23 protein-coding genes, 1 rRNA gene and 1 other RNA gene are annotated in these 21,011 nt (G+C 50.2%); 19 read left to right on the plus strand and 6 right to left on the minus strand.

Translation table 11 applies throughout. The features are described 5' to 3' along the window. Positions 1-229 (minus strand): 16S ribosomal RNA (locus NZM01_10035); the annotation flags it as partial. Positions 230-379: 150 nt separating this feature from the next. On the opposite strand from NZM01_10035, the gene NZM01_10040 reads away from it, so the two are divergent. Beyond that, positions 380-787, plus strand: a complete 408-nt coding sequence (locus NZM01_10040) for an Rrf2 family transcriptional regulator (protein MCS6960372.1) — start codon at positions 380-382, stop codon at positions 785-787. On the opposite strand, the gene NZM01_10045 is transcribed toward NZM01_10040, so the two are convergent. Beyond that, positions 777-1,436 (minus strand): HEAT repeat domain-containing protein, encoded by a 660-nt coding sequence (locus NZM01_10045; protein MCS6960373.1) that lies wholly within the window; start codon positions 1,434-1,436, stop codon positions 777-779. The genes NZM01_10040 and NZM01_10045 overlap by 11 nt on opposite strands. Positions 1,437-1,752: 316 nt before the next feature. Between NZM01_10045 and NZM01_10050 the strand changes: the two genes are divergently transcribed. From NZM01_10050 to NZM01_10070, 5 genes are all read left to right on the plus strand, one after another. Then, complete coding sequence (locus NZM01_10050; protein MCS6960374.1) at positions 1,753-3,183, plus strand: form I ribulose bisphosphate carboxylase large subunit; 1,431 nt, start codon at positions 1,753-1,755, stop codon at positions 3,181-3,183. A 21-nt stretch (positions 3,184-3,204) separates the two neighbouring features. Beyond that, positions 3,205-3,585 (plus strand): chaperonin family protein RbcX, encoded by a 381-nt coding sequence (locus tag NZM01_10055; protein MCS6960375.1) that lies wholly within the window; start codon positions 3,205-3,207, stop codon positions 3,583-3,585. A gap of 10 nt (positions 3,586-3,595) precedes the next feature. After that, positions 3,596-3,925, plus strand: coding sequence for a ribulose bisphosphate carboxylase small subunit (locus NZM01_10060; GenBank protein ID MCS6960376.1), 330 nt, complete (start codon positions 3,596-3,598; stop codon positions 3,923-3,925). Positions 3,926-4,638: 713 nt separating this feature from the next. Next, a complete protein-coding gene (locus NZM01_10065) occupies positions 4,639-4,902 on the plus strand; it encodes a hypothetical protein (GenBank protein ID MCS6960377.1) in 264 nt (87 codons plus the stop codon). Further along, positions 4,874-5,137 (plus strand): DUF2949 domain-containing protein, encoded by a 264-nt coding sequence (locus NZM01_10070; protein ID MCS6960378.1) that lies wholly within the window; start codon positions 4,874-4,876, stop codon positions 5,135-5,137. Before NZM01_10065 ends, NZM01_10070 begins: the two co-directional genes overlap by 29 nt. On the opposite strand, the gene NZM01_10075 is transcribed toward NZM01_10070, so the two are convergent. Then, positions 5,108-5,599 carry a hypothetical protein gene (locus NZM01_10075; GenBank protein MCS6960379.1) on the minus strand — a complete coding sequence of 164 codons (492 nt, stop codon included), beginning with the start codon at positions 5,597-5,599 and terminating at the stop codon, positions 5,108-5,110. The genes NZM01_10070 and NZM01_10075 overlap by 30 nt on opposite strands. Before the next feature lie 51 nt (positions 5,600-5,650). Here NZM01_10075 and NZM01_10080 point away from each other — a divergent pair, with 51 nt between their 5' ends. The 9 genes from NZM01_10080 to ssrS all read left to right on the plus strand — a co-directional run bounded on the left by NZM01_10080 (position 5,651) and on the right by ssrS (position 11,894). Continuing rightward, positions 5,651-6,082, plus strand: coding sequence for an NUDIX hydrolase (locus NZM01_10080; protein ID MCS6960380.1), 432 nt, complete (start codon positions 5,651-5,653; stop codon positions 6,080-6,082). Then, positions 6,079-6,939: an LD-carboxypeptidase gene (locus NZM01_10085; GenBank protein ID MCS6960381.1), complete on the plus strand. Its 861-nt coding sequence runs from the start codon at positions 6,079-6,081 to the stop codon at positions 6,937-6,939. The genes NZM01_10080 and NZM01_10085 overlap by 4 nt, the downstream gene beginning before the upstream one ends. Before the next feature lie 42 nt (positions 6,940-6,981). Beyond that, a complete protein-coding gene (locus NZM01_10090; protein ID MCS6960382.1) occupies positions 6,982-7,578 on the plus strand; it encodes a CPP1-like family protein in 597 nt (198 codons plus the stop codon). Next, positions 7,579-8,064, plus strand: coding sequence for a 5-(carboxyamino)imidazole ribonucleotide mutase (gene purE / locus NZM01_10095; GenBank protein ID MCS6960383.1), 486 nt, complete (start codon positions 7,579-7,581; stop codon positions 8,062-8,064). Between the two features lie 43 nt (positions 8,065-8,107). Next, complete coding sequence (locus NZM01_10100; GenBank protein ID MCS6960384.1) at positions 8,108-8,605, plus strand: hypothetical protein; 498 nt, start codon at positions 8,108-8,110, stop codon at positions 8,603-8,605. 3 nt (positions 8,606-8,608) lie between these two features. Further along, positions 8,609-10,150 (plus strand): SpoIID/LytB domain-containing protein, encoded by a 1,542-nt coding sequence (locus NZM01_10105; protein ID MCS6960385.1) that lies wholly within the window; start codon positions 8,609-8,611, stop codon positions 10,148-10,150. Between the two features lie 9 nt (positions 10,151-10,159). After that, on the plus strand, positions 10,160-10,933 hold the full coding sequence (gene tatC, locus NZM01_10110; GenBank protein ID MCS6960386.1) for a twin-arginine translocase subunit TatC: 774 nt from the start codon (positions 10,160-10,162) through the stop codon (positions 10,931-10,933). 34 nt (positions 10,934-10,967) lie between these two features. Then, positions 10,968-11,678, plus strand: a complete 711-nt coding sequence (locus NZM01_10115) for a superoxide dismutase (GenBank protein MCS6960387.1) — start codon at positions 10,968-10,970, stop codon at positions 11,676-11,678. Between the two features lie 31 nt (positions 11,679-11,709). After that, a non-coding RNA gene (ssrS, locus tag NZM01_10120) (6S RNA) lies at positions 11,710-11,894 on the plus strand. Between the two features lie 60 nt (positions 11,895-11,954). Here the strand turns inward: ssrS and NZM01_10125 are convergent. Together NZM01_10125 and NZM01_10130 are read right to left on the minus strand one after the other, a co-directional pair. After that, positions 11,955-13,298, minus strand: a complete 1,344-nt coding sequence (locus tag NZM01_10125; GenBank protein ID MCS6960388.1) for an ArsB/NhaD family transporter — start codon at positions 13,296-13,298, stop codon at positions 11,955-11,957. A gap of 190 nt (positions 13,299-13,488) precedes the next feature. Next, positions 13,489-14,781: an SLC13 family permease gene (locus NZM01_10130; protein MCS6960389.1), complete on the minus strand. Its 1,293-nt coding sequence runs from the start codon at positions 14,779-14,781 to the stop codon at positions 13,489-13,491. 90 nt (positions 14,782-14,871) lie between these two features. Between NZM01_10130 and bchD the strand changes: the two genes are divergently transcribed. After that, positions 14,872-16,821 (plus strand): magnesium chelatase ATPase subunit D, encoded by a 1,950-nt coding sequence (bchD, locus tag NZM01_10135; GenBank protein MCS6960390.1) that lies wholly within the window; start codon positions 14,872-14,874, stop codon positions 16,819-16,821. Here the strand turns inward: bchD and htpG are convergent. Then, a complete protein-coding gene (htpG, locus tag NZM01_10140; GenBank protein MCS6960391.1) occupies positions 16,811-18,670 on the minus strand; it encodes a molecular chaperone HtpG in 1,860 nt (619 codons plus the stop codon). The two genes, bchD and htpG, sit on opposite strands and share 11 nt — an antisense overlap. Before the next feature lie 133 nt (positions 18,671-18,803). Between htpG and NZM01_10145 the strand changes: the two genes are divergently transcribed. The 3 genes from NZM01_10145 to ftsZ are packed head-to-tail and all read left to right on the plus strand — an operon-like array spanning position 18,804 to position 21,001. After that, positions 18,804-18,962 (plus strand): hypothetical protein, encoded by a 159-nt coding sequence (locus tag NZM01_10145; protein MCS6960392.1) that lies wholly within the window; start codon positions 18,804-18,806, stop codon positions 18,960-18,962. Positions 18,963-18,964: 2 nt separating this feature from the next. Beyond that, a complete protein-coding gene (locus NZM01_10150) occupies positions 18,965-19,732 on the plus strand; it encodes an FtsQ-type POTRA domain-containing protein (GenBank protein ID MCS6960393.1) in 768 nt (255 codons plus the stop codon). A gap of 18 nt (positions 19,733-19,750) precedes the next feature. Continuing rightward, positions 19,751-21,001 (plus strand): cell division protein FtsZ, encoded by a 1,251-nt coding sequence (gene ftsZ / locus NZM01_10155; GenBank protein MCS6960394.1) that lies wholly within the window; start codon positions 19,751-19,753, stop codon positions 20,999-21,001. Positions 21,002-21,011: the final 10 nt, after the last annotated feature.

Raw genomic sequence — 21,011 nt, forward strand, 5'->3', positions numbered from 1 at the left:
ACCACGCCAACTAGCTAATCGGACGCAAGCTCATCCCCAGGCGGCAAGCCTTTCACCTCCCGGTCACATCCGGTATTAGCGGCGGTTTCCCACCGTTATCCCGAACCTGGGGGCAGATTCTTACGCGTTACTCACCCGTCCGCCACTGTGCCCAAAGGCACCGTTCGACTTGCATGTGTTAAGCATACCGCCAGCGTTCATCCTGAGCCAGGATCAAACTCTCCATTTTGCCTTGCTCGGCTGTTGTATCTGTTGTTAAATCAATCTTGCACGGGGTGGGTGTATTTGTTTGTCTTGGTTCTGGGTGGTTGCGCAAAAGGCGCTTTATTAATATGCACCACCCCCTCAACCCCTGTCAAGTACTTAAATAAAATTTTTTGTGCGTTTCTCTCGCCGATCGGTTTACGGGTTGCAGGCAATGCTGGCTCTGGTGGAGCGGGGGGTAGTGTCCGCGGAGGTGCTGGCAAGGGAGGGGGGGATTCCTGTGGCTTTTCTGGAGAAGATTTTGTTGGATTTGCGTAGGGCGGGATTGGTGGGGGCAATCAGGGGAACAAGGGGGGGGTACTACTTGACCCTCCCTCCCCAGTCGATTTCGGTGGGACAGGTGCTAGGGGCATTGGGGGAGAAGTGGCAACTACGGGGGCAGGGATCATTTATGGAGTTGGTGGAGGGGCGGATTGCCAAAGTGGTGCAGGGGTATCTAGAGGGGTTGACTCTGGCAGATTTGTATTTCGATTGGCAGAGCTGGAAGGCACAACAGCAGGGGGATGGCGGATTTACGATTTAGGATGTTTGGCAAGGGAGAGGTTCGCGGCAAGGGCTACCTGGGGATGGGGGTCTTTGGCGAGGTACTTGAGAGCAGCTAGACTTTTGGGGGAAGGGAGGTTCCCTAGGGCTTCGGCAAGACGTTGCCGGGTTAACCAGTCAGGGGATTGGGCAAAGGGCAGGATGGCTTCGATCGCTTCTGGGTTGCCAATTTCACCTAGGGCGGCAATGGCAGCTTGGTGGAGGAGGGTTTCGTCGGTTTTGAGGGCACTGAGGAGGGCTTCTATAGCACGATCGTCTCCTAGGTTACCAAGGGAAACAGCCGCACTAAAACGCACCAGCCATTCCGTGTCTTCGTAAAAGGCTCGCAGAAGGGGAGTGAAGGCACGGGGGTCTCTGAGATAACCTAAAGCACCAGCGGCATCAGCCCGAATGCTATAGTCAGGGTCGGTTTCCAAAATCTTGACTAGGGTGGGCAGAGATTGGGGAGTGGGCTTGAGTCCGAGGGCAAATACTGCCATAGCCCGCACTTGCAGGCTTTCGTCATCTATCAGTTGCAGGATGAGGGGCACTGCCTCTTCAGGAGGGGTATCCTTGAGGGAAGCAAGGGCTAGTAAACGATCGCGGGTGTAGGGGCTATGGATTTTAACTCTAATCTCGTCCAGGTTCATAGTTGTTACCAGTATTAACGGAATTCTAAAATCACCTCGGCGGCACGTCACCTAACTTGTGAAGGAAATATTAAGTAAATCTTCCTATTTACAAAAAGTTAAGTTTATAGTTAGTGAATACATAAGTATTACCTATATAAATATAAACATTTGCCAAACTATAAATTCCTGTATAGTTGGTAAGATTAACCACACAGACTGGGGATGAAGGCGGTGTACTTATTACCGATCGTATAGATGCAATAAGAGTTGACAGCCGTTTCATCTTACAATTCCTATAATTTTGCGTGCAATTTTCTAGTGAAGGAGCGTTGCTATGGCATATTCACCAACTACAACTAAGCCCAAGGCGGGCTACCAAGCGGGGGTAAAGGACTACAGACTGACTTACTACACCCCTGACTACACTCCCAAGGATACGGACCTTTTGGCAGCTTTCCGGGTCACACCCCAGCCCGGTGTACCCCCCGAAGAAGCAGGGGCAGCAGTGGCAGCCGAGTCCTCTACGGGTACCTGGACAACAGTATGGACGGATTTACTTACTGACCTGGATCGCTACAAGGGACGTTGCTACGACATTGAGCCAGTGCCCGGCGAAGACAACCAGTATATCTGCTATGTGGCTTATCCCCTCGATCTGTTTGAGGAAGGCTCGGTGACTAATATGTTTACCTCGATCGTGGGGAACGTATTTGGGTTTAAGGCACTGAAGGCTCTTCGCTTGGAGGATATTCGGGTGCCCGTGGCATATCTGAAGACCTTCCAAGGTCCACCCCATGGGATTCAGGTAGAGCGAGACAAGTTGAATAAGTACGGTCGTCCGCTCCTGGGTTGCACAATTAAGCCTAAGCTGGGTCTGTCGGCTAAGAACTATGGTCGGGCAGTTTATGAATGTCTGCGGGGTGGTTTGGACTTCACCAAGGATGATGAAAACATCAATTCCCAACCCTTCATGCGCTGGCGCGATCGTTTCCTATTTGTGCAAGAGGCTTGCATGAAGGCGCAGGCGGAAACGGGGGAAATCAAGGGGCATTACTTGAATGTGACTGCTCCCACCTGTGAAGAAATGTTTAAGCGGGCGGAATTTGCCAAAGAGATTGGCGCCCCCATCATCATGCACGACTACCTGACAGCGGGCTTTACGGCTAATACCAGTCTGGCGCGTTGGTGCCGCGATAATGGGATGCTTCTCCATATCCACAGGGCGATGCACGCGGTAATTGACCGCCAAAAGAATCATGGTATTCACTTCCGCGTTTTAGCAAAGGCATTGCGGATGTCCGGTGGTGACCACGTACATACGGGGACGGTAGTTGGTAAGCTGGAAGGTGACCGCGCTGCTACCCTTGGTTTCGTCGACCTGTTGCGGGAAAACTACATTGAACAAGATAAGTCCCGTGGTATTTACTTCACCCAGGACTGGGCTTCCATGCCAGGGGTGATGGCGGTGGCTTCTGGTGGTATCCATGTTTGGCATATGCCCGCACTGGTGGAAATCTTCGGCGATGATGCTGTTCTCCAGTTTGGTGGTGGTACGCTTGGTCACCCCTGGGGGAATGCGCCGGGGGCAACAGCTAACCGGGTGGCTCTGGAAGCTTGTATCCAAGCCCGCAATGAAGGTCGCAGCCTGGCACGGGAAGGGAATGAAATTATCCGCGAAGCAGCTCGCTGGTGTCCTGAACTAGCAGTAGCTTGTGAAGTGTGGAAGGAAATCAAGTTCGAGTTTGCTACCGTCGATACGCTGTAAAGCCCTGACAGAGGGTGGGATATGGACATTAACCAAGTTGCTAAGGCGACAACCAAAACCCTCATTAGTTACCTGACCTACGAGGCAATGCGGATTGTGGCAATGCAACTCGATCAAACCAATCCCCCCCTTGCCCACTGGTTGCGTGGCTTCTCCTCTACGGGCAAACTCCAAGATGGGGATATGTACCTAGAGGAAATGTTACAGGCGAATCAGGAAATCGCCTTCCGGTTGATGGTGGTACGGCAACACCTCGCTCAGGAAATCGCCGATTTTTTGCCGGAAATGCTCCGATCGGGGGTAGAGGCATCTAATACTAAACTTAAATGTGCTCACCTCGATCGGTTAGTCAACGCTACTGCTGATAACATCCCGGAGTGGGAAAGATTAGACCAGGATTAAGGAGATAACCATGCAAACACTACCTAAAGAGCGTCGTTACGAAACTCTTTCTTACTTGCCCCCTATGAGCGATGTGCAAATCGCCAAACAAATTCAGTACATTCTGGATCAGGGCTTTTTCCCCTGTATTGAATTCAACGAGACAGCGGAACCTACTGACCACTACTGGACAATGTGGAAACTGCCCATGTTCAATGCCGCCTCTGCCCAGGAAGTTCTAAGTGAAGTGCAAGCTTGCCGATCGACATACCCTAACTGCTTTATCCGCGTGATTGGCTTTGACAACATCAAACAGTGCCAGGTGTCCATGTTCATTGTGCACCGCCCCAACCGCATTTAGTTCAACAATTGTTTGACTCTAGCTCCTCCCGATCGGGGGGATTTTTTACTACTTAGCCAAGAGTAATTGACTATCTGGAAAAGTGGTTTGCTAAATTTGAATGTTTGCGAAACTGTGACACCCGCTAAATTAAACAATAGGGTGAAAATCAGAAGAAGGTAGGCTGGAAGAAAGGTATTCCATGATTTTGTCACTAAACAAAATGTGGTCAGGACGAAATAGTAAATCCACCCCACAAGCGGTCCAATGGTGAGATTGCAAAACAAGCCTATGGGGAGTTGAATCAGAAGTCTCATGAAAAGGTTGCCAAATTGCTGAAATGCCAAAAGGGTGACAAATTCTTGAGAGGCTGGCAACAGCGATCAGCCAGGAAATTAGAGCAATGAAAGTTAAGGGAAAAGAGTTTCACAAATCTATAATTACCATTAGGGTAGAGCCATATCCTGACACAAAAGACGTAGCAAAAGTAGCGTAAAGCAGTCGGGGAAAATTTCCAGGACAAAGCAACTCCGTTAGTCCCCAAGGTGTTTTAGTATGGGATTTATACGACCAGCTTCCATTTAGCTTTACCTCAACCCTGTCTCCAGAGTACTGTTCCCTTTTCCTGTGACTAGTTAAATTTGGGTGTCCCGAGCGGGGGAATTTGTAAGAGGAGAAGGGACTATTGGCAGGATTGCCGACTAGAATAGGGGTTGGTATATGAGGATAAGCCTATGTCTAGTGCTCCCGTCGCTGCTACTACAACTGCTCCTAGCTTTGATACTACTGTCCCCAGCGTCAAACGCATCCACAACCTAATCAAGGACAAGCAAGAAATTGAAGTCAAATTGGTGACCGGTGATAGTTACAGGGGTACAGTAAAGTGGATTGACCCCAACTGCCTATGTATTGACTTACTGGGGGAAGAAAGGGGACAAAGTATGGTGATTTGGCTTACGGCGGTTGCCTTTGTCAAGTATCGTTCTCTCGGGCAATGACTGGCTGGCTTGCTTGATTTTTGGGGTAATGAGTCTCATTCTGCCGCCTCACCAAGGTAAACTGGAGGAGTACCTGCTTGCAGCCCGTATCATCAATCGGGAACAACTGGATGTGGCAAAGCGGATGCAGCTGCGGCAGGAAGCTCCCCTTTTGATGGTGTTATATCAGCTAAGTTTTATTGATATTCAGCAGTTCAGTCAGATTTTAGACTGGTGGCTGCAGGCAGGACTGTAGTTCCTGGGCAATGGCTTGGCGTTGTTCCTCGTCGTAGCCCCACTTTTGGTAGAAAGCTTCGTACTCCCCTGTGAGCATCTTTTGGAGGATAGGGGTGATGTCAGGGTGGTGGAGGTGTTGCAAAAGATAGCGGCATCGCCTTTGCACGCGAACAGAGCTATTTGCCATGTCTAGGTCACCGTTGCGCCGATGGGTAATTGCCATTGCTGTTGACATAACCAGGTTTTTGACCAATAGTTCCGCTGTGGGAGTGGGCGACTGCGCCAGTGCTTGCATGATTTGGGGGCTGGGTTGGTCTGCCTGGTACCAATCTCCTGTTAGGAATGTCACAAAAAAGCCACGGGCACCATTTTCAGTCATCAGTAATTCCTGGACTGCTTCTCCCATTTGCTCAGGACTGACATCCGTGCCCTCTAGCAGCTCTGTGGTGCGCACAATTGCTTCCTCGAAGGAGATGCTCATATTTTCCTCTGTCACCTTCTACAATTTTAAGACGTAATGAGTGATTCCACTATGGCGTTTGCAGACACTATTCGGGTGCTAGCCCTGGGTCTAATCCGCGACCACGATCGTTTATTTGTCTCGGAGGGCATCGATCGGCACAAAAACCAAAAATTCTATCGTTTTTTAGGGGGAGGAGTAGATTTTGGTGAACCCAGTGCGGTGACATTGGAGCGGGAATTTCAGGAAGAATTAGGGGCAAGCCTGAAAAATATTACTTACCTCGGTTGCCTGGAGAATATTTTTACCTACGAGGGGAGGAAGGGCCATGAAATCATCCAGCTCTATCGCTGTGACTTTGCCGACGATCGCTTTTATCAGTTGGAGGAAGTGACTTTTGCCGAGGGGGAGAGAAAGAAGCGAGCGCTGTGGCTGCCCCTTGCTGACTTTATTATGGGGGATTTAATTCTGTATCCAACAGGAGTTTTTAAGTATTTGACGTGAAGCAACCTGCCTTTTTAGCGCCGCCCCAGGTCGTCAAAGCCATTGCCCCTGCGGGTGCAATAGGAGATGGGGCAGCCCTGGCAAGGGGTGTATCAATTTGGCAAGCCCAGGGTTACGGGGTAGAACTGCCCCAGGGTCAGAGTCCTTGGCATTATCTGGCAGGTGGGGATAGGGAGCGATGGCAGGAACTTGTACAAAGTTGGGGGCAATACCCTGCCCTGGTGGTGGCAAGGGGAGGCTATGGTACGATGCGGTTACTCTCTCACCTGGGGGAATTGGGGGAGACCTGCCCATGGGTGATTGGCTTTTCCGATGCAACGGCGCTCCTGTGGGCTTTAGCTACCCAAAGGCAAATGCTATCTATTCATGGGCCAGTCCTAGTCACCCTGGCAACTACGACGGTTGCAGCCCAAAGAGTGTTGTTTGGTTTGGTGGCGGGAAAATTGACCACCTTCACGATGGCGGGCATGGCTTGGCAGGGCGGCAAGGCAGAAGGCAGACTCCTAGCAGGTAATCTCACCGTCGCCACCCACTTGCTAGGTACACCCTTTATCCCCCCTTGGCAGGACATCATTCTTGCCCTGGAAGATGTGGATGAGCCTCCCTATAAACTCGATCGCATGCTGACCCACTGGCACTTGAGCGGTTATTTCCAACGGGTAAGGGGTATTGCCCTGGGGGATTTTGGCAACCATCCCCTCACTGACACGATCCTTAAAGAACGTTTACAAAATTTATCTGTGCCCATAGTAGCCCATTTACCCTTTGGGCACATTCCTGATAACTTTCCACTGGTGGTGGGGGCAAGGTGTTTACTGGATGGTGAGCGAGGAGAACTATCTTGGTACCTAGATTAGAAATTTAGGGTAAAGTGGAAGGTAAGTATTGTGGGGTCGGCGATGGACGGCTTTAACCCTTATGAGCTGCTCGGTATAGAGGAAGATGCCGCCTTTGAAGAGGTGACAGCGGTACGGGACCGGCTATTGAAGGCAGCAGCGGATGACCCAGTGGAGCTAGAAAGGATAGAGGCTGCCTACGATGCTATTTTGCGCGATCGTTTACGGGCAAGAATTGAAGGCAAAATTGCGGTTCCCGATCGGATTCGCTATGCCGAGCGCTCCCTGAATGATTTAATTGGGGAGTCTACAACTGAACTGAAACCCTTACCTGCGCCTTCCTGGTTGGCTAACCTCTGGGAGCGTCCCCGCGGCGGCGATATACTCATTACTTTATTGGTCTACGGTGGTCTGGGGCTGGTGGGCTATCTTGTCCCTGCCAATATTAGTCTTAGTCTATCCTTAGGTTTGATTGCAGGCTTCTATCTCCTCCATCGCAAGGAAAATAGGGTGGGGCGGACACTAATGTGGTTAGCAATTGCTCTGGTGGTAGGTATAGCTGTGGGCCATGGTTTAACCCAGGTGGGGGGTGTCCTCCAGGTAAACTTGTTGGTGGCGATTTTGCTCTGTCTGTGGCTGGTTACTACCTTCTGCCGCTAGATGTCACCCTTGGTTAGTATCATCATGGGGAGCGATTCTGACCTGCCAACGATGACGGGGGCGATCGAAGTATGTCGGGAATTCGGTGTACCCTTTGAAGTAAACATTGTCTCTGCCCACCGTACGCCCCAAAAAATGTTTGAGTTTGCCCAGACTGCCCATGTACGGGGTATCAGAGTGATTATTGCGGGGGCGGGGGGAGCTGCCCATCTGCCAGGGATGGTGGCTGCTTTGACTCCTTTGCCTGTTATCGGTGTGCCTGTGGCTGTGACTAAGTTGCAAGGAGTGGATGCCCTCTATGCTATTGTGCAGATGCCCAAGGGAATTCCAGTCGCTACCGTTGCCATTGATAACAGTACTAATGCGGGGTTACTAGCCGTGCAGATTTTGGCAACAGAGAGATCCGATTTACAGCAAAAGGTGCTAAACTATCGCCGACACTTGGCAGACCAAGTAGAACTCAAACAAAGTCAGCTAAAATACTAGCTCAAGTCTTAAAATAGCCACAGTTTGCGCTATGACCCTGCTGATGCCTAAGTCTCCCCCCCAAATGATTGTTATCTTCCCCGATGAGGAACTAGCCTTTGATGCCTATCGCTTTTTGCAAATTAACGGCATCTCTCCTGAAAATATGGTGCTGGTGGGGAAAGGGTTTAGTAGTCCTGAGTACCTCGGTTGCTTGATGCCTCCCTATCGCATCGCCAGACAGACAGCGATTGGGGGAATGGGGTCGGGTTTGCGCATTGGCTCGCTCCTGGCTTTGTTGGCAATGGGATTAGTTCTCTATTTGCGGCTGTTGCCCTGGTGGTGGGCGATCGGGTTAGGGGTAAGTCTCCTCTGTGGTGCTACCCTGGTGGGGGGAATACTGGGTTGGTTGTTTGGTTGGCTCCACCGCAGTCATATTTCGGCAAAGTGTCGCAGTTATCTCAACCAGGGGCAGTATATTTTGCTATTGGAGGGGTCAGAGGCGGTCATTCGGCGGGGTAGGGAAATTCTGCATTCCTACGGTAGTCGCTACGATTTCTAGTCTATGGTGAAGACAACGTTATTGGGTCTGGGTCTAGCGATTACCCTCTCCCCTTTTACCTCGGTCCAGGCAGAAACTAATCCCATCCTCAAAGTCGGTATTGTGCAGCGGTTTGGTAAGCAAGCAGGGGAGCGTCTCCACCTAGAAGCGCCGCCAGGGGATCAACTCCAGCTCAAATTTGCAGGTAAGACGATGCCTGCCCAACAGGTTACTTTTACGGTGGTACCTGAATTATTGCCCCAACCCCGCTTAGAAGAAAGGGTGGTCTTGAGCTATCACCGCAGTTTTGAAAATGCCCAGGCTAGTGCCCATCGTTGGCAGTCCCTCGGTATCAATACGGAAATTGTGCAACCCGATCGGTGGCAAGTGTGGGCAAAACGATCGGACTATGACAATCCTGTGGCACGGCGCTTACTAGTACAGAAATTGCGCTGGCTGGGCAATAATGTCGCTAGATTGGAGAGCCGCTGGCTGACCACTAGCCCTGTTTTGAGTTGGGAAGTTAATGGTATTACCTACAAGGGTACCCAGGTGGACATCAGTACTAGAAACGGCATTGCTCTGGTCAATCAGAACCCCTACCCTGGCACTTTGCGGCTACAGCCCAACGCCTTTGGCAGTTTTACTCTAGTAAATTTTGTGCCCCTGGAGACCTACCTGCGGGGAGTTGTGCCCCATGAGATTGGCTACCAAGCCCCCTATAGCGCTATTCAAGCCCAGGCTGTCCTTGCCCGTACCTATGCCTTGGCTAACCGCCATCGCTTTGTGGTGGATGATTACGAGATTTGTGCCACTACCCACTGTCAGGTCTATGCTGGGTTGAAAAACACTAGTCCTGTCGCCGATCGTGCCATCCAAGATACGAGAGGTAAAGTCCTCACCTATGGGGGCAAAGTAGTTGATGCTCTCTACTCTTCTACTACGGGTGGCATCACTGCTAACTTCCATGACCTCTGGGATGGTGCAGACCGGCCCTACTTGCGCTCCGTCTTTGATACTGTCACTCCCCCCCAGAACCTAGACCTATCCAGGGAGCAGGACTTCCGCCGCTTTATCACCCTGCGTCGTGGTTTTAATGAAGAGGGCTGGCGCACCTTCCGCTGGGAAAAATTTACTTCCCTAGAGGAGATGGCAACTACTCTGCGGGAGTTCCTACGCAAATCAGGGGACAATAAAACTAATTTTCAGCGTATCCGCTCAGTGCAGATTACGGAACGATCCCGCTCTGGCAGAGTCTTGAAAATGCAGGTGCAGACAGATACAGGGACAATCACGATCGAGAAGGACGAAATCCGCGATGCCTTCCACGCGCCAGGAAGCACCCTGTTTTACCTAGAACCGCAGTTGAATGGGGAAGGGGAGTTAATTGGCTATACCTTTGTGGGGGGTGGTCTAGGGCACGGTGTGGGCATGAGTCAGACGGGTGCTTACCGTCTCAGTAGGATGGGCTGGAACTATGAGAAAATTCTTGCCTTCTACTTTCGGGGTACGACCCTAGAGACACTGCAACCCCAGATGATCGCGTTAGAATGGCAGAAGCCCTAGGAGATGTCTATGACTGCGGAGTTAGAAACGATCGTGCCGACAGAGTCAGAAACTAGCAACAGTTGGCTAGTTGGTAGGGGGGAAAACGATGTGGAGATGCCCCTCTTTGACCACTTAGAAGAACTGAGAAGGCGTATTTTTGTAGCGCTGGGGACAGTGGCAGTCTGTGCGGTGGGTTGTTTTGTCTTTGCCCGTCAGATTGTTGCTTGGCTAGAACTCCCCGCCCAGGGGATTAAATTTTTACAACTTGCCCCTGGCGAATATTTCTTTGTGTCATTGAAGGTAGCGGGTTACAGTGGACTCCTCCTGGCAGCACCAATGATTGTCTATCAAATTGTCAAGTTTGTCCTACCAGGTTTGACACGCAGAGAGAAGCAGATTGTCACCCCGATCTTGATTGGCTCTAGTACCTTGTTTGTGGGTGGGATTTTCTTTGCCTACTTCGTGCTTATTCCGGCTGCCCTGCGTTTCTTTGTCAGCTATGGAGCAGATGTAGTTGAGCAGTTGTGGTCGATCGATCGTTACTTTGAATTCGTCCTCATTCTACTGTTTGGCACGGGCTTAGCCTTTCAAATTCCCGTGATTCAGACTTTACTGGGGTTACTGGGAGTTGTCACTTCTCGCCAGATGCTGACGGGGTGGCGCTACGTAGTACTGGGGGCGGCAATTTTAGGAGGCGTTTTGACTCCCTCCACTGACCCGACAACCCAAGCACTCTTGGCAGGGGCGGTAGGTGGTTTATATTTTGCTGGCATTGGAATGGTGAAACTCCTGGGCAAATAGCTCCTATAATGCAGGCAAGCGTCACCTGTAACCTATGAACCGTCGTAGTTTTCTCCTCACCACCCTTGCTGGTCTAACCGTTCTGCCTAATTTAGCAGAGGCACAAGAGGTTAAGCAACTCTACGAATTACCGCCCCTACCCTATGCCTATGATGCCCTGGAACCCTACATCGATGCTGACACTATGCGGTTCCATCACGACCGCCACCATGCTGCCTACGTCAACAATTTGAACAGAGCGCTCACCCCCTACCCCGAATTGCATAACAAGTGTTTAACCGAACTCATCCAAAATCTTGACCAACTACCCAGTCCAATTCGCACCACAGTGAGAAACAATGGTGGCGGACACCTCAATCACACCCTTTTTTGGGCAATTATGTCTCCCGCTGGGGGTGGTAAGCCCACAGGTAACATAGCCCAGGCGATCGATACAACCTTTGGTTCCTTTACGGAGTTTCAACAGTCCTTTGAGCAGGCAGGTTTAAGTGTGTTTGGCAGTGGCTGGGTATGGCTAGTAGGAAGTGGCGATCGGTTGGAAATTATCACCACCCCCAATCAGGACAGTCCTTTGCTGCAGGGCAAGTATCCCCTCCTGGGCAACGATGTCTGGGAACACGCCTATTATCTCAGGTACCAAAACCGCCGCGGCGACTATCTAAAAGCCTGGTGGAACGTGGTCAACTGGGAAGTTGTCAATCTCCGTTTTATGAACCAGTTTGTACCTCAGTTAGAGAATGCTTGACCGCAGCAATGATAGCATTTATATTAGCTAAGCCCCTCTGCGGCGTGCGTGTCTACCTATAATGTTTGTTGATCTATGACAGTTTTGTAAGGGAACTATCTTAATCTGACGGCAGTAGACCAATCCTGGCAATTGGAAACTTTAAGTCAGAGTGACAGTGCCCACCTGGGTTATCCGGGGTCAAAAACTGCGGTAAAACGGCGTAGCGGAGGGGTTTACCTCTATTGCCTGACGAGGGAAGTCCTGCCCTGCAGTGACAACGATCGGGTTGTAGCTTCAAATCCACAGCAGGAATCTGACAATCAAGAAGAGGGCTACTACCCCCAATTGCAGAGCAGTAATCGGGACACCATAGCGCAAAAACGTTTTGAAACTAATGCGTCGCCCGTGGAGTTCCGCCACCCCTGCTCCCACAATATTAGCTGAAGCCCCAGTCAAAGTAGCATTTCCCCCCAGCGTCGCCCCCAGCATCATGGCGTAAAACAGGGGCAGGACATTATTGGGAAATTCCCCACTGTAGTCCGGCTGCAGAATTTCACTACCAGCAAGACCTACTTCCACGACATATTTCTTCAGAAGGGGTACCATAGCCACTACTAGAGGGATATTAGCAATCACACTGGAGAGCATGCCAATCACAAACACCAGCAAAATTGAACCCAGGAAAACATTTCTCCCAATTACTCCTGCCAAAATCAGCGATAGCTGGTCAATTATGCCAGTTTTTTCCAACCCGCCAATCAATACAAAAATACTCATAAAAAAAATCAGCGTCGACCAGTCCACATCCCGCAAGATATGGGTTACCGTATCGATCTTGCTTTTATGGGACAACAACATCGCTAAACCTGCCCCCATAAGAGCAACTGCTGGCGGTGAAATGCGTACAGGCAAACTGTCACCAATCACAAAAAATGTCAAGACAAACAGCACGATTATTGACCCGATCGCCAAGGTGCGAGGATGGTTAATTTTGGGATGGGGCAAGTCATCTAGGGATTTTAGTTCCTTACGCCAAATGCGCCGAAATAGTACAGGTAACAAAAAAATAATTACTCCAATAGCTAGTGCTCCCCCCAAACTCAGCCGCCATAGATACTGGGTAAAGCTGAGGTTAATGGCATCACCAACGATAAAGGTAGCAGGGTCACCGATGAGAGTCAGCAAGCCAGCACTATTGGAAACAACTACCATGAGAATAATTAGGGGCACAAAATCCACTTCCAGCTCGGCTGCCATCGGTGGTAACAGGGGAGCCAGGAGCATTACCGTTGTGGCATTGGGTAAAAAAGCACAAACAATAGTTGTCAGAGCTACGATCCCCAGTAATAAACGTTTTCCCTGCCCCCGCGATAGGATCACCATCTGGGTTGCCAGGTAGTCAAACACTTTAGTTGGCTCAAACGCCCGTACCAACACCATCACCCCAAAAAATAAAGCCAGGGTGCTGTGACCCCGCCCAATGTAACCGATCGCTTCCGGCAGGGTCATGACATTGAGAAACACCAACAGCAATGCCCCTAGGAAGGCTGCCACAGTGATGTCTATCCATTCAGTTATGATCAAACCAATCACGCCTAGAAACGTGCTGCCTGCAACAAACGCTTGCCAGTTCTCCATCAAATTGCAACTCCTAGATGGGGGGAAGAATAATCAGGGCTGGGAAATTACCAAGCTAGAATATGGTCTGAGCCGTTGCCGTATTGAGAATGTACTGTTTGCCATTTGAGGGAACCGATCGGGTTAAATTGTGGCTCAGCATAGCATAGTTATTTCAGGACATTCAAGGGTTTATGGTTGGTTGCAAACCCTACAACTTACTCAATAAAAATAAACTACCTAGGAGGAGTTGAGCCACAGCAATGGGTAATCCCAGCTGTAAAAATTTAGCAAAAGACAGAGTGCGACCATATTGTTCTGCTACACCCGCAGCTACTAAATTGGCAGAAGCCCCGATTAGAGTGGCACTGCCCCCCACACTACCCCCAAAAATTACAGCATAAAACAAGGGTAGATTTTCTATTGCTGTACTGCCAACATTTACTAAATATTGATTAAGTAAAGGCACCATTGCCACTACGAGGGGAATGTTAGGCACTAAGCTGGACAGGCAACCAGTTACCCACAGCAAAATCAAGACAGATAGTCCAGGATTTTGTCCTAAAATCGGTGTTAAAAACCCTGCTATTTGCCCAATTACACCCGTTGCCTCTAAACTGCCAATCAATACAAAAAAAGACATAAAAAAAATGAGCGTACTCCAGTCCACATCCCGCAAAATATGGCTGACTTTGTCCACTCCCGTTAAATCAGAAAGCAACATACACAGAGTTGCCCCCAATAACGCTACAGCAGGCGGAGTAATTCTAGAAGCAAGGGAATCACCGATCGCGAAGAAAATCACAACCAAGAGTACGATCACCCCACCAACTACCAGGGTGCGACGGTGATGGATTGGCGGTACAGGTAAATGGGCAAGGGAGCCGAAATCAGATTGCCATAGGACAGGAAAGAGAAAAGGTAAAGTAATGACCACAACTAGCATCGTAAGGATGCCACTGACTGCCATCTGGTGCAGATATTGTCCAAAAGTCATCTGCAAAAAATCTCCAACAATAAAGTTAACAGGGTCGCCAATCAAAGTAAAAAGACCACCACTGTTGGCAGCAATCGCCATTAAAATTAATAGGGGCACGAAATCCACGCCAATCAACTCGGCTAGGGGGGGGAGGAGAGGTGCTAATAACAAGACCGTGGTTGCGTTGGGTAACAAACTACTAAACAACCCTGTACTAATAGCAATACCCAATAGGATGTTCTTTCCCTTGCCGCCACTAAAACGAATCATTTGCGCTGCCAGATAGGCAAAGATTTTAGTCGGTGCAAAGGAACGCACCATCACCATCACACCAAAAAACAAAGCCAGAGTAGTGTGATTGCGCCCGACATATTCCATTGCTGTTGCCAGGGAGATGACATTAGTAAAGACCAAAACTAATGCTCCTGCCAAACCCACAATCGGCATGGGTAATAAGTCCGTCATCAGAAGTACAACCGCTGTCACAAAAACCCCCACTGACAAACCAGCCTGCCAGTTGTCCATGTGCTCTCCTCTAAGGCTAATCTAAGGGTGACTCTAGTTGAGAGTCAGGCAAATGTAAACTATACTAGGCGCATTTTACTGTAGATACTTATGACCTTCCCCCTGAGTGCTGTCATAGGACAGGAAGCTATTAAAACTGCTCTCCTCCTGCTCGCCGTTGACCCAGGTTTGGGGGGAATTGTCATCAGTGGCAGACGGGGTACGGCTAAGTCTGTGCTGGCAAGGGGTATCCATCAACTCCTCCCCCCGATCGAAGTAGTAGTAGGCTCTATCTGCAACAGTGACCCCAATCAACCCGCTAACTGGGAAGATAGTCTCCACCCCGATCCCCTGGTGACTAGGGTGATCCCGGTCCCCTTCCGCCAAGTGCCTCTAGGGATAACAGAAGACCGCTTGTTGGGTGCTGTGGATGTCGCCCGATCGGTACAAACTGGTCAGACTGTCTTCCAACCGGGAATTTTAGCGGAATGCCATCGGGGAGTTCTCTACGTCGATGAAATCAATCTCCTTGACCCCCAGATCACGAGTTTGTTGCTACAAGCGATCGGGCAGGGGTATAACCAAATTGAACGAGAAGGCATCAGTTTCTGGCATCCCTGTCAACCTTTGTTTATTGCCACCTATAACCCTGAAGAGGGAGCATTGAGTGAGGCATTTCTCGATCGGATTCCCCTGGTTCTCTCCGCCGATGGCGTTTTGGGCTTAGACGAAAGACTAGCGGCTGTCGATGCTGCTCTAGCCTATGCTGACCATCCCAGCAAATTTCTTGCCCAGTTTCAACAGGAGATAGAGGAACTGCAAACCCAAATCCTCCTGGCACGGGAATGGTTGCCCCAGGTGGAAATCACCACCACCCAAATCAACTATCTAGTGCAGGAAGCTCTGCGCGCCCAGGTCAAGGGGCATCGTGCCGAAATATTTGCTGTACGGGTGGCGAAAGCCCACTGTGCCTTAGAGGGTAGAACCCAAGTCAATAGCGAAGACCTGCGCCTAGCCGTGGAATTAGTCATCGTGCCCCGCGCCACCGTTATCCCCCGAAATCAAACTCCCCCACCGCCCCCGCCACCACCAGAACCCCAAAACAGTGACCAAAACCAAGAAGAAGACAACCCCGATAACCAGGAATCTCCCACCATTCCGGAAGAATTTGTCTTTGACCCTGAGGGCGTAATTCTTGACCCCGAAGTGATGTACTTTGCTCAGATGGTGCGCCGATCGGGTAAGTCGGGTGCCCGTAGTCTCGTCTATTCCGACCAGAGGGGGAGATACATTAAGCCCGTCCTGCCCCAGGGTAACACCCCTCGCATTGCCGTGGATGCCACCTTGCGGGTAGCTGCCCCCTACCAAAAAGCGCGTCGTCAGCGTTATGGCACTAAAAAGAAAGTTTACGTCGAGCAAACCGACATCAGAGCGAAAAAGCTTGCCCGTAAGGCAGGTGCCCTCACTATTTTTGTGGTGGATGCCTCTGGCTCCATGGCTCTCAATCGTATGCAATCTGCCAAGGGAGCAGTGCTGCGTCTACTGACTGAAGCCTATCAAAATCGAGATCAAGTCGCCCTCATTCCCTTCCGTGGCGAACAGGCAGAGGTATTGCTACCGCCCACCCGCTCGATCGAAGCCGCCCGCAAACGATTAGAAGTTTTGCCCTGTGGGGGAGGCTCACCCCTTGCCCACGGCTTGACCCAGGCAGTAAGAGTTGGTCTCAATGCCCAAAAAACAGGGGAGGTGGGACAGGTAATTATCATTGCTATTACGGATGGACGGGGTAATGTACCCCTAGCCAGGTCTTTGGGAGAACCAATTGATCCCCAAACTAAGCCTGACATCAAAGGGGAACTGCTAGAAATTGCCCAAAAAATTCGCGCTCTAGGGATGTCCTTTTTGGTAATTGATACAGAGAACAAATTTGTTTCTACTGGCTTTGCTAAGGAACTAGCAGCTGCGGCAGGGGGCAACTACTATCATCTCCCAAAAGCCACAGACCAGGCAATTACAGCTGTAGCTATCAGTGCCATTCAAGATATGCGCCTTAAATCCTAACCAGCCGCGTCAGGACTTCCACCGAACGATCGAGAAAGCCCTGCATCACCTTGGGGTCGAAACTGCGCTGGGATAGTAGGGCAAGGTCGTAAACATGCTGGCACAGGAGTTGGAGAGTATCACTGCTACTCTGTCCCCCCGGCAGAAGGATACTGCCCTGGTCTAGTTGCAAGATGTAATCCATGAGGGGATGGGCGGTATTGATGACTAGAATATGGTCTTCCGGGAAGCTGGGACTGCTCTGTTGCAGCAACATAGAAATTTCCTGCATACGGCGGGCAGCTTCCGGCAAAAGAATCATAGCAGGGGGAGCCGTTTTAAGGGCTTCAGTGCGAATATTCAGACGAGGTTTATTGAGAACACGCTCAAAAATTTCCTTTAACCGATCGCTTTTAGTTTTATTCGTCTTCGGGTCGACTAGCTCAGTTTTAGCCTCTTTGTCGAGGAGAGTATCATCTAGTTCTGCATCTACCCGCACAAACTTGACATCGCGGTACTCCCGTTCCAAAAAGTGAATGAAGTGACTGTCAATGATAGAGTCTAGGGTTAGAACTTCCAGTCCCTGTTTTTGGTAGAGGGCAATGTATTGGCTTTGTCCGATCGGGTCAGAGGTATAAAACACCCGATTTTTCTGCTTCTCCCGATTGCGCTCCAGGTAATCAGACAAAGTAGTATAATTGCCCCCCTGACTCTTAGTTTGTTCTGTTTCTAGGGTAGTGGGATACACCAAAATATCTTTCACCTGCTGATAGAATTTATCACTATTCATGGAGCCAAACTTCATAAATACCCCAATATCCTTCCAGCAGGCAAGAAAAGCTTCCCGATCGTCGGCATACATTTTTTGCAGGTGGTCGCCCACCTTCTTAGCAATGTAGTCTTGGATTTTACGCACCTTGGGGTCACCCTGGAGGAAGCTGCGGGAAACATTGAGGGGAATGTCCGTACTATCAATTGCCCCCCTCAAAGGCAGGAGAAACTTGGGGATAACTTCCTCACAATTTTCGCTGACAAAGACATTATTGCAGAATAGCTTAATTTGCCCCTTAGTGGGGTCAATATCGGGTTTCAGGCGGGGGAAATATAACACCCCTTTGATGATGAATGGGTAATCAGTATTGAGATGAATCCAAAACAGGGGGTCATCTTGGTAGGGATAGAGATAGCGATAAAATTCCAAATAGTCTTCCTTACTCAAACTACTGGGGGGGTCGCGCCACAGGGCTTTCTGCCGATTGATGACTTCCCCTTCCAACAAGATCGGGACAGGGAGAAAATCACAATAGCGTTTGACAATCCGTTTGATCTCACTGGTTTCCAAAAATTCCACCGCATCTTCCTGCAAAGTTAGGGTGACAGTCGTACCGACCGTCGAGCGGGTACCATCCTCGATAGTAAACTGGGTAGAACCATCACAGCGCCAATGGACTGCCGTTGCTCCTTCTTGGTAGGACAAAGTATCAATTTCTACCAACTCGGCGACCATAAAGGAAGAATAAAAACCCAATCCAAAAGCACCAATCAACTGCTGGTCCGTCCCCCCTGCATACTTTTGGGCAAACTCACTGGCACTGGAGAACGCCACCTGATTGATATAACGCTTCACTTCCGCGGCAGTCATGCCAATTCCCGTATCTGCTACCGAAATTTGACGTTTAGCCCGATCGACCGTAATTCTTACCTCTGGGGCAGCCGCCCTATCGTACCCCACCAGACGCAATTTGGTAATGGCATCAACACTATTAGAAATCAACTCCCGCAAGAATATATCCCGCTCGGAATAGAGAGCCTTCTTGATAATAGGGAAAATATTCTCAGTGTGAATGCTAATTGTGCCTGTCTCTTGCATATTTACCGTTGCGCCCAACTTAAAAAAATTTTAAGCCTTCCCCCCAGGCAAATATAAGATCGGGTTTCTGCACTTGGCAATTGCCAAATTCTTTTAATTCTACTACCCTAGGAACATAGGTAGAATGACAGCTATGTTTGTCTTGCTATACGTCTCACTGCTGCTTTTGTTGATGGTGGGGGCGGTATTCTTTTTTGTCAAGTCCCTCACCTATGTCCGTCCCCGTAGCCGCAGCGAAATTATTGCCCAGTTAGAGAGACAGTTTCACAGTAGTCCCTCAGGAGACCCCTAGGTATGGTTGCCGAGCGCTATCGTTTCTCTGAGCGGCGACAGGCAAAACGGCGGCAACGCCAACTACGACGCCTGAGAGGGTGGTGGCAGGTACTACTGTGTAGCAGTTTGGTGTGGGGAATCTGGCGGCTGACTAATGCCCCCTTTTGGTACCTCTATGACTTAGGGCAAGTCACGATCGAGGGAGAAAACCTCCTCCCCGAAGCAGGACTAAAAGCCCACCTCAATCTCTCTTTGCCCCAGTACCTGTTCCGCCTAGAACCACAACGGATTGCCCGTCAGTTGCAGAGCCAAGCCCCCTTGGCGGCAGTGCAAGTCCAGAGGCGACTGTTTCCCACCCAATTGGTGATTCGGGTCAAGGAGCGGGTGCCCGTGGCACGGGCAATGTATGAAGGCAAAAACGGTTACATTGATACTGAGGGTGTGTGGATACCTGCCACTAGCTACCCCACCAAGCTACATCCCCCTTTGACAGTGGTGGGTTTTGATGACCAGGTGCGTGCCCATTGGGCAGAGCTATATTCCCTAGTTGCCCGCAGTCCCGTGGCGATTAGCCAAATCAACTGGCTCGATCGCAACAACTTAATTCTGGCGACAGAGTTGGGTGTAGTTCACTGTGGCAATTTTGAGCGGGAGACTTTCGCTAAACAACTGGCAAAACTCGATCGGATGCGCTCTTTACCCCAGGTTATCAAGGGCAACAATATCAAGTATCTTGATTTTAGAGACCTGGCTGCACCGACAGCAAAATTTTCTGTTTCCCTTCCGTAACCACTACCAAGCGATAGTATAATGCCTACACACAACTGGACTGACCTACTTGCCGATGACTCTGGTGATGGAGAGTTGGAAGAGTTACTTGACCTGGACGAGATTGTGGAGCCTGAAGTGCCTGTGCAAGCCCCGAAACGCCCCTCCCTAAAGCAGCAATACACCCCTGACCCCAAGGGGGAGAATATCATGCCCAGCAACACAGCTAAGATTAAGGTCATTGGCGTGGGCGGTGGCGGTGGCAATGCGGTCAATCGGATGATAGCTGCCCAGGTCAGTGGTGTAGAGTTCTGGTGTTTTAATACCGATGCCCAAGCCCTTATGCTCTCCCAAGCAAGCAAGCGCTTCCAGATGGGGGTAAAAATTACCAAGGGTCTAGGAGCAGGAGGCAACCCCGCTATTGGGCAGAAGGCGGCGGAAGAATCGCGGGATGACATTGCCCAGGCAGTAGAGGGAGCTGACCTAGTTTTCATTACAGCAGGTATGGGGGGTGGTACAGGGACAGGGGCTGCCCCCATTATTGCGGAGGTGGCAAAGGAAGTGGGCGCTTTAACGATCGGAGTGGTGACCCGTCCCTTTACCTTCGAGGGCAAACGGCGGATTAGCCAGGCAGAGGAGGGAATCGCTGCTCTGCGGGAGAACGTTGATGCTTTGATTGTGATCCCCAACGATAAACTGCTGAGTGTGATTACGGAGCAGACTCCCATTCAGGAGGCATTTCAACTAGCAGATGACGTGCTCAGGCAGGGTGTGCAGGGGATCACTGATATTATTACGATTCCTGGGCTAGTGAACGTAGACTTCGCCGATGTACGGGCAGTGATGGCAGATGCAGGATCAGCCATGATGGGGATAGGGACAGGGTCGGGCAAGTCTAGGGCGCGGGAAGCAGCTACGATGGCCATTTCCTCCCCTCTCCTAGAATATTCCTCCATTCAGGGGGCAACTGGGGTAGTGATGAATATCACAGGGGGTAGGGATTTAAGTCTCCATGAGGTAACGGTAGCAGCGGAGACAATTCAAGATGTAGTAGATGCTAATGCTAACATTATCTTTGGAGCGGTGATTGACGATACCATGCAGGGGGAAGTAATGGTGACAGTCATTGCCACTGGGTTTTCCGGTAAAAATGGACCGACCAATGTACCTATCAAGAAGCCAAGTGCTACTAAATCTCCTCCCACCCCCCCCTCGGAACCAGATAATCCTGTCAGTAAGCCTGACCTAGATATCCCCGACTTTTTACAACGGCGCAGACCGCGGATTTAATGATAGGATG

Source organism: Pseudanabaenaceae cyanobacterium SKYG29 (assembly GCA_025055675.1).
Lineage (GTDB): Bacteria > Cyanobacteriota > Cyanobacteriia > Pseudanabaenales > Pseudanabaenaceae > M5B4.

Coding starts and splice junctions, on each gene's coding strand:
- NZM01_10045 (MCS6960373.1), bottom strand. CDS start 1,436: ATGAACCTGGACGAGATTAGAGTTAAAATCCATAGCCCCTACACCCGC.
- NZM01_10050 (MCS6960374.1), top strand. CDS start 1,753: ATGGCATATTCACCAACTACAACTAAGCCCAAGGCGGGCTACCAAGCG.
- NZM01_10055 (MCS6960375.1), top strand. CDS start 3,205: ATGGACATTAACCAAGTTGCTAAGGCGACAACCAAAACCCTCATTAGT.
- NZM01_10060 (MCS6960376.1), top strand. CDS start 3,596: ATGCAAACACTACCTAAAGAGCGTCGTTACGAAACTCTTTCTTACTTG.
- NZM01_10065 (MCS6960377.1), top strand. CDS start 4,639: ATGTCTAGTGCTCCCGTCGCTGCTACTACAACTGCTCCTAGCTTTGAT.
- NZM01_10075 (MCS6960379.1), bottom strand. CDS start 5,599: ATGAGCATCTCCTTCGAGGAAGCAATTGTGCGCACCACAGAGCTGCTA.
- NZM01_10080 (MCS6960380.1), top strand. CDS start 5,651: ATGGCGTTTGCAGACACTATTCGGGTGCTAGCCCTGGGTCTAATCCGC.
- NZM01_10090 (MCS6960382.1), top strand. CDS start 6,982: ATGGACGGCTTTAACCCTTATGAGCTGCTCGGTATAGAGGAAGATGCC.
- purE (MCS6960383.1), top strand. CDS start 7,579: ATGTCACCCTTGGTTAGTATCATCATGGGGAGCGATTCTGACCTGCCA.
- NZM01_10100 (MCS6960384.1), top strand. CDS start 8,108: ATGCCTAAGTCTCCCCCCCAAATGATTGTTATCTTCCCCGATGAGGAA.
- NZM01_10105 (MCS6960385.1), top strand. CDS start 8,609: ATGGTGAAGACAACGTTATTGGGTCTGGGTCTAGCGATTACCCTCTCC.
- tatC (MCS6960386.1), top strand. CDS start 10,160: ATGACTGCGGAGTTAGAAACGATCGTGCCGACAGAGTCAGAAACTAGC.
- NZM01_10115 (MCS6960387.1), top strand. CDS start 10,968: ATGAACCGTCGTAGTTTTCTCCTCACCACCCTTGCTGGTCTAACCGTT.
- NZM01_10125 (MCS6960388.1), bottom strand. CDS start 13,298: ATGGAGAACTGGCAAGCGTTTGTTGCAGGCAGCACGTTTCTAGGCGTG.
- NZM01_10130 (MCS6960389.1), bottom strand. CDS start 14,781: ATGGACAACTGGCAGGCTGGTTTGTCAGTGGGGGTTTTTGTGACAGCG.
- bchD (MCS6960390.1), top strand. CDS start 14,872: ATGACCTTCCCCCTGAGTGCTGTCATAGGACAGGAAGCTATTAAAACT.
- htpG (MCS6960391.1), bottom strand. CDS start 18,670: ATGCAAGAGACAGGCACAATTAGCATTCACACTGAGAATATTTTCCCT.
- NZM01_10145 (MCS6960392.1), top strand. CDS start 18,804: ATGTTTGTCTTGCTATACGTCTCACTGCTGCTTTTGTTGATGGTGGGG.
- NZM01_10150 (MCS6960393.1), top strand. CDS start 18,965: ATGGTTGCCGAGCGCTATCGTTTCTCTGAGCGGCGACAGGCAAAACGG.